Source organism: Polaromonas sp. P1_G4, assembly GCF_056405475.1.
Genome location: NZ_JBFUCA010000267.1, coordinates 1 through 5,689 on the forward strand (window position 1 = coordinate 1; position 5,689 = coordinate 5,689).

General features: G+C 61.5%; 7 protein-coding genes. 2 read left to right on the plus strand and 5 right to left on the minus strand.

Annotated elements, in window-relative coordinates; all coding sequences use genetic code 11:
• Window positions 1–87: 87 nt before the first annotated feature.
• Both AC1D1X_RS13910 and murB read right to left on the minus strand, forming a co-directional pair.
• The gene (locus AC1D1X_RS13910; RefSeq protein WP_477668079.1) at window positions 88–939 is read right to left on the minus strand and encodes a glycine-rich domain-containing protein; all 852 of its coding nucleotides are present in this window, start codon (window positions 937–939) and stop codon (window positions 88–90) included.
• Window positions 939–2,003 carry a UDP-N-acetylmuramate dehydrogenase gene (gene murB, locus AC1D1X_RS13915; protein WP_477668080.1) on the minus strand — a complete coding sequence of 355 codons (1,065 nt, stop codon included), beginning with the start codon at window positions 2,001–2,003 and terminating at the stop codon, window positions 939–941. The genes AC1D1X_RS13910 and murB overlap by 1 nt, the downstream gene beginning before the upstream one ends.
• 45 nt (window positions 2,004–2,048) lie before the next feature.
• Between murB and AC1D1X_RS13920 the strand changes: the two genes are divergently transcribed.
• Both AC1D1X_RS13920 and AC1D1X_RS13925 read left to right on the plus strand, forming a co-directional pair.
• On the plus strand, window positions 2,049–2,534 hold the full coding sequence (locus AC1D1X_RS13920; protein ID WP_477668081.1) for a YajQ family cyclic di-GMP-binding protein: 486 nt from the start codon (window positions 2,049–2,051) through the stop codon (window positions 2,532–2,534).
• 7 nt (window positions 2,535–2,541) lie between these two features.
• Complete coding sequence (locus tag AC1D1X_RS13925; RefSeq protein WP_477668082.1) at window positions 2,542–3,219, plus strand: retropepsin-like aspartic protease family protein; 678 nt, start codon at window positions 2,542–2,544, stop codon at window positions 3,217–3,219.
• A gap of 26 nt (window positions 3,220–3,245) precedes the next feature.
• On the opposite strand, the gene plsY is transcribed toward AC1D1X_RS13925, so the two are convergent.
• The 3 genes from plsY to AC1D1X_RS13940 all read right to left on the minus strand — a co-directional run.
• On the minus strand, window positions 3,246–3,884 hold the full coding sequence (gene plsY / locus AC1D1X_RS13930) for a glycerol-3-phosphate 1-O-acyltransferase PlsY (RefSeq protein WP_457280957.1): 639 nt from the start codon (window positions 3,882–3,884) through the stop codon (window positions 3,246–3,248).
• A 324-nt stretch (window positions 3,885–4,208) separates the two neighbouring features.
• Window positions 4,209–4,703 (minus strand): aminoacyl-tRNA deacylase, encoded by a 495-nt coding sequence (locus tag AC1D1X_RS13935; RefSeq protein ID WP_477668083.1) that lies wholly within the window; start codon window positions 4,701–4,703, stop codon window positions 4,209–4,211.
• 103 nt (window positions 4,704–4,806) lie between these two features.
• A partial coding sequence (locus AC1D1X_RS13940) for an aldo/keto reductase (protein WP_477698478.1) occupies window positions 4,807–5,689 on the minus strand: 883 nt, incomplete at its 5' end.

The window sequence follows — 5,689 nt, forward strand, 5'->3', positions numbered from 1 at the left end:
GCGCAAGCAGCTATTAAAAACATAGCAAACGTCAAAAAGCCGCCTTCAGGCGGCTTTTTCGTTGGCCTTTCAACCCTCGGCCACGTGCTAATCCCCACCTCCGCCGCAACCTCCGCCGCATCCACCACCGTCGCTACCGCCATCACTGCCTCCGTCACCGTCACTACTGCCCTCGGATCCGCCGAACCCGTCCGCGTCGCCGCTGTAGCTGCCGTCGGAAAAGCTTTCGCCGCAATAAGCGCCCGCTGAACCGCCTGTTCCATCGTCACGCTGAGGCTGGCTGCAGTCGGGCAGGTAATGAAAGCCGTTGGGGATCGCCAGCTTCGCGTCCAGGGCAAAGAGCAGCGGCAGGCGGCTGGGCGAGCGCGGCTTGATGGCTTCGTCGCGGCAGGCCCAGTACCACGCGCGCCGCAGGCCGTCGTTGCTGGAAGCGCGGCGGCCCAGCACTTCAGCCGGTACATGGTCCATGAAACGGCCCAGCACGAGGTCGCACCACTCGCGGTAGGCGCGCGTGTGCAGGATGAATTCGTGCCACATGCTGTCGACCACGCGTGAGGGCATGGCCACAAACTTGCCCTTGCTGCGCACGCAGGCCAGGAAAAACTGCCGCAGCCCGCGCTCGACCAGCTCGGTGTCTTTGGCGCTCAGGTGCGGATAGGTGTCACGCAGCTTGCGCTTGAGGAACTGCGGCAGCGGCGCCTCGCGCACCAGGCGCTCGCGTTCGCGGCCTGCCCACACGGCCAGCACCACCATGGCCGCGACCAGCCCGAACATTCCGGTTGCCAGCCCCGTCGGTTTGCGCCATCCGGCCTCGCCGGCCATCATCAGCACCACCCAGAGGACGGTCAGCACGATCGCAAGCTGCCGCGCATGGCGCAGCACCAGGCGGCGCCAGAGCGCGATGTCTGGCCCGGTGTAGACCTTTGCGGCGGTCGCCATCAGACGACCACCGGTTCAGGCTCCAGCAGGATGCCAAAGCGTTCGTACACACTGGTCTGGATGGCCTTGGCCAGCGTCATGACCTCGCCGCCCGTGACCGGGTCGGCTGTGCCGCCGCGGTTGACCAGCACGAGTGCCTGTTTTTCATAGACACCGGCATTGCCGATGGTCTTGCCCTTCCAGCCGCAGGCGTCAATGAGCCATCCGGCGGCCAGTTTGACCGTGCCATCGGCGAGGTGGTAGTGAACGATTTTGGGCTCCCGCTGGATGATGTCGGCGCACTGCTCGGGCGAGACGGTCGGGTTCTTGAAAAAGCTGCCGGCGTTGCCGATCACCTGCGGATCAGGCAGCTTGGCTTTGCGGATTTCGCAGATCCAGTCGTAAATTTGCTGGGCGTCGGGCGTCTGGATGCCGGATTGCGCCATTTTTTTGTCGATGTCGGCATAGCCCAGCACCGGTTTCCACGCCTTGGGAAGGGCAAACCGCACGCGCGTGATGAACGCCTTGCCTTCCAGCCCAAAACCATGGGCGGCCGACTCCGGTGCCGAACTGCTGTGCTTGAACACAGAATCACGGTAGCCAAACGCGCATTGCGCGGCATTCAGGGTAAATGGCTGGCCTGTCGTCAAGTCGATGGCGTCGAGCGACTCAAAGCGGTCTTGCAGCTCCACGCCATAGGCGCCGATGTTCTGTACTGGTGATGCACCGACCGTTCCGGGAATTAATGCCAGGTTTTCAAGGCCCGGGTAGCCGTTTTGCAGCGTCCAGGTGACGAGGTCGTGCCAGTTTTCACCGGCACCGGCCTCAATAATCCAGGCCTTGGCGTCTTCCCTGAGCAACCGTTTACCCATGATTTCGACCTTGAGCACCAGCGGCTTGACGTCTCCGGTCAGCACGATATTGCTTCCGCCGCCCAGCACAAACTTGGGGGAGGCCTTCAGGGCCGGATCCTGCAAAGCTGCGGCAATATCGGCCTCCTTTGTCACCCGCACCAGGCTGAGTGCCTTCGCGACGATGCCAAAGGTGTTGGAATGCTGGAGTGGAACGTTTTTCTCGACTAACATCCGGGTGATTGTCTCACTCCAACCCCCGTAAAAAAGACTTGCACCATGCCCTCTTTCGACACCGTTCTTGAAGCCGATCTGGTCAAGGTCAAAAACGCCGTGGAAAACACCGGCAAGGAAGTCGGCAATCGCTTTGACTTCAAGGGCACCTCGGCCTCCATCGAGCTGAAGGACAAGGACATCATCCTCGTCGGCGACGGCGACTTCCAGATCGACCAGATCAATGACATCCTGCGCTCCAAGCTCGCCAAGGCAGGCGTTGACGTACGCTTTCTGGACACCGGCAAGATTGAGAAAATCGGCGGCGACAAGGTCAAGCAGACCAACAAGGTCCGCAATGGCATCGACACCGAAACCGCCAAGAAGATCCAGGCCGCCATCAAGGCCAGCAAACTCAAGGTGCAGGCCGCCATCCAGGAAGAAAAAGTCCGCGTCACGGGCGCCAAGCGCGACGACCTGCAGGCCGCCATGGCGCTGATCCTGTCCGAGATGAAGGACTTTCCGCTTACTTTTGACAACCGCCGCGACTAGGTCTGCCATGAACCTTCTGCCTGCCCTCACCCAAGCAGCATTTTTGCTGTCCGCGTCTTTGCTGCTGCACGGCGCCGCACAGGCGCAGAGCGAAGGCCAATCCGTGGCGCTGGCCGGCATGATGGGCACCAAGGCCCTGCTGGTGGTCAACGGCGGTTCACCCAAGAGCGTCGCGCCCGGTGAAACACACCAGGGCGTAAAGATTATTTCCACCACCAGCGATCAGGCTGTCATCGAGCAGTCCGGCAAGCGGCACACACTGCGGGTGGGCGATGCGCCGGTGAACTCGGGCGGTAGCACTGCCTCAGCCGGTCGGGGCACGCGCATCACCATCACTGAAAGCGGCGGCGGTCATTTCATGACGGCCGGGCAGATCAACGGAAAGGCCGTGCAGTTCATGGTTGACACCGGTGCGACCAGCATTGCCATGAGCGCGTCGGATGCGGAGCGCTCTGGCATTAACTACAAAGACGGGCAGCCTGTGCGCATGTCCACAGCCAACGGCACCACGCAAGGCTACCGGGTCAAGCTCAACTCGGTACGTGTGGGTGACGTGGAGGTCTTTGACGTGGATGCCGTCGTCATACCGCAACCGATGCCTTTTCTGCTGCTGGGCAACAGTTTTTTATCGCGTTTTCAGATGAAGCGCGACAACAACCTCATGACGCTGGACAAGCGTTATTAGCCCTTCGCGGTGCGTTGCCGGCCGGGCTATTTGGTGGCCTGTTTTGAACCACCCAGCTTCGACTCGGTTCCCTTGATCAGCTTGTTGATGTTCTCGCGGTGGCGATAGATCAGGAGCGCACTGACAACGACCATCATGGCCAGCAGGTTCTTGTCGACATACCAGGCGGCCCGGTCGCCAAACAGGTAATACAGCGGCGAAAAAACGGCCGCCACCAGTGATGCCAGTGAGGAATAGCGCGAAAAGAAGGCGACGATCACCCAGGTTGCCAGCGTGGCAACACCCAACACCCAGCTGACGCCCAGCAACACGCCCGCCGCCGTCGCGACACCCTTGCCGCCCTTGAACTGAAAAAACACCGGATAGAGGTGCCCCAGGAAAGCCGCCAGCCCGACGGCAGCCATTGTTCCTTCGCCGAGGCCATAGTCACCGCCAAACCACTTGACAAGCACCACAGGCACCCAACCCTTGAGGCCGTCCAGCAGCAGCGTGATGGCCGCCGCGGCCTTGCTGCCGGAACGCAGCACGTTGGTGGCGCCGGGGTTYTTGCTGCCGTAGCTGCGGGGGTCGCTCAAACCCATCACCCGGCTGACGATGACGGCAAACGACAGCGAGCCGATCAGGTAGGCCAGCAAAGTCGCGCCGGCAGAATACACGTAGTCCAAATTCATCTCCCTTGTTATGTGGTGGCCACCGGCATTTCAGCCGTGGCCCGCTGCGTTGTCGATGCTGAGAACCTGTTCAATGTCTTTTTGGAGTCGCACAAGTACCTTTTCGGGATGGGATGCAAGGCGCGGTGTGCAGCCCATAGCCCAGCTATGGGCAAGCGCCGCAACGCCGCAGATCGCCCGAAAAGGCACTTGCCCGAAGGGTTGGCGTGAAATCGGGCGATTGGACGCCCCGGCAGCTTGCATAGGCTCCAGCCTATGCGGCGCATCCGAAGCATCCACTCATCCCGATTGCACGCCAATGCGATCTCCAAAAAGGCATTAAACAGGTTCCAATGCACAGTTGACTGATTTTGCACCCAGCAAGGTGACACAAACCTGCGGGTCAATACCAATCAGGTAGCCGCGCCGCCCGCCGTTGATGGCGATTTTGGGCAGGGCCAGGATGCTTTCCTCGATATACACAGGCATCGCCTTGCGCGTGCCGAAAGGCGATGTGCCACCGACCAGGTAGCCGCTGTGGCGGTTGGCGACTTCAGGCTTGCACGGTTCGACCGACTTGGCGCCGATCTGCCGCGCCAGGTTTTTGGTGGAAACCTTGCGGTTGCCATGCATCAGCACCAGCAAGGGTTTGGCGTCCTGGTCCTGCATGACCAGTGTCTTGACGACAGTAAAGGGATCAAAGCCCAGCACCTCGGCGCTATGCTGAGCGCCGCCGTGCTCAAGATATTCGTAAGGGTGCTCAGTGAAGCCGACCTTGTTGGCCTTGAGCAGAGCGGTAGCCGGCGTCTCACTGACGTGGCCCTTCTTGCTCACTGCGGTACCTCTGTTCGCAGGCCAGCGCGGAACCGGCTTTGCCGGGCCGCAGATGGCGCCCCCTGGGGGGAGGCGCCGAAGGCGCTTCGGGGGAGAGTCATTTCTAGAGCGCGGGGTCCCGCAGCTCCCATCGGATTTTGTCAATTTCGGCAAGCACTTCAGCGGACAACTTGGTGCCCCAGGCATCCAAATCTTCATCCAACTGCGCAACCGAGGTCACGCCGATGATGGTGCTGGCCACATGCCACTTGGTGTAGCAGAACGCCAGCGCCAGCTGGGTCGGGGTCAGCTTGTTGTCACGCGCCAGCGCGTTGTAGCGCCGGGCGGCGGCCAGTGCCTCGGGGCGGCCCCAACGCTGTTTGCGCACCGACTCGAATTTGGCAATGCGCGCATCCTTGGGTGCGGCCGGGCCTTCAGTGCCGGACTGGTCGTATTTGCCTGTGAGCAACCCGAAGCCCAGGGGCGAATAGGCCAGCAGCGAGACACCCAGGCGGTGCATGGTTTCGTCCAGGCCGTTTTCCACCGTACGGTTGACGAGGCAATAAGGGTTCTGCACGGTGGCCACACGCGGCAGGCCATGCTGCTCGGCCAGGCGCACAAACTCGTGCACGCCATACGGGGTTTCGTTGGAAAGCCCGATAAAACGCACCTTCCCGGCTTTCACCAAAGCACCGAGTGCCTCGAGCTGCTCATGGATCGGCGTGGCCGAGCGCTCTTGCGCAGGGTTGTAATACAGCGCGCCAAACGCCGGCACGTGGCGTTCGGGCCAGTGAATCTGGTAGAGGTCGATCACGTCGGTCTTCAGCCGCTTCAGGCTGGCATCGCACGAAGCCAGAATGTCTTGGGCCGTCATGCCGCTACCTTCACGCACCCAGGGCATGCCGCGCGAAGGTCCGGCTACCTTGGTAGCAAGCACCAGCTTGTTGCGTGCCGAAGGATTTTTGGCGAACCAGTTGCCGATGATGGTTTCGGTCGAACCACAGGTC

Excerpts from the sequence above, each read along its gene's own strand:
- AC1D1X_RS13910 (WP_477668079.1), bottom strand. The coding sequence starts at position 939 with ATGGCGACCGCCGCAAAGGTCTACACCGGGCCAGACATCGCGCTCTGG.
- murB (WP_477668080.1), bottom strand. The coding sequence starts at position 2,003 with ATGTTAGTCGAGAAAAACGTTCCACTCCAGCATTCCAACACCTTTGGC.
- AC1D1X_RS13920 (WP_477668081.1), top strand. The coding sequence starts at position 2,049 with ATGCCCTCTTTCGACACCGTTCTTGAAGCCGATCTGGTCAAGGTCAAA.
- AC1D1X_RS13925 (WP_477668082.1), top strand. The coding sequence starts at position 2,542 with ATGAACCTTCTGCCTGCCCTCACCCAAGCAGCATTTTTGCTGTCCGCG.